This window comes from Streptomyces sp. NPDC001020 (assembly GCF_053599115.1).
Map to the genome: position 1 here is coordinate 1 of NZ_JBSFLQ010000109.1, position 1,038 is coordinate 1,038.

A 1,038-nucleotide genomic window follows, 5' to 3' on the forward strand; every position below is an offset into this window, starting at 1 on the left:
AAGCCGTACCCGAGCGATCTCACCGACGAGCAGTGGGAGCTCGTTGAACCCGTGATCACGGCGTGGAAGGCCCGGCATCCGTCGGTCAGCGGGCATCAGGGCAAGTACGCGATGCGGGAGATCGTGAACGCGATCCTCTACCAGAACCGCACGGGGTGTCAGTGGGAGTTCCTGCCGCACGACATGCCTCCACCCGGAGCGGTGAAGTACTACTTCTACCTCTGGCGTGACGAGGGCACCGACCAGGACATTCACGACCTGCTGCGCTGGCAGCTGCGGGAGAAGCGGAAACGATTAGCCGACCCGAGCCTGGTGGTCCTGGACACGCAGAGCATCCACGCCGCCGTCGGCGTCCCGGCCACGACGACCGGCAAGGATGCCGCGAAAAGGGTGCCGGGGAGGAAGAGATGCCTGGCCGTGGACGTATTGGGCCTCGTCATCGACTGCGTCGTCCTGCCCGCCTCCGCACACGAGAACACCGTCGGCATCGCCCTGCTGGACGGTGTTGTCGAGCAGTGCGACACGGTGACCAAGGCCCTGGTCGACCAGGGCTTCAAGAAGAAGGTCGTCGATCACGGCAAGAACATGGGCATCGACGTCGAGATCGTCGAGCGCAACCCGGACGACAAGGGCTTCGTCCCGCAGGCCAAGCGGTGGATCGTGGAGCAGACGAACGGGATCCTGATGTTCTACCGCCGTCTCGTGCGCGACTACGAACACCGGCCCGCCTCCTCCCGCTCCCGCGTCCTGTGGGCGATGACCTCTGTCATGAGCCGCCGTCTCACCGGAGCCAACCTCGCCTCCTGGAGGACCGCATGAGCGAGAACCCACAGGTCAAAGCCATCCTGGAACACATCGAAACCCGCGAACGCAAACTGGCCGTCCAGGCTGAGCAGTTGAGCGCCAGCATCGAAGAACTCACCCGGCAGCTCGGCGAGATCGATGCAGAGTGCGAGAACCTGCGCATCACCCGCAAGACGCTCCTCACTCTCCCCATGCCCTCACCCGCTGCCGAGCCAGAGCGTCCCGACATCCCAG

1 protein-coding gene and 1 pseudogene are annotated in these 1,038 nt (G+C 64.7%); both read left to right on the forward strand.

What is annotated here, in order from left to right; translation table 11 throughout:
- Positions 1–819, forward strand: an 819-nt coding sequence (locus ACWDEX_RS37220) for an IS5 family transposase (protein ID WP_450469126.1), incomplete at its 5' end; no start/stop codon positions are given.
- Positions 816–1,038: pseudogene (locus tag ACWDEX_RS37225) on the forward strand (hypothetical protein); the annotation flags it as partial. The gene ACWDEX_RS37220 and the pseudogene ACWDEX_RS37225, both read left to right, overlap by 4 nt.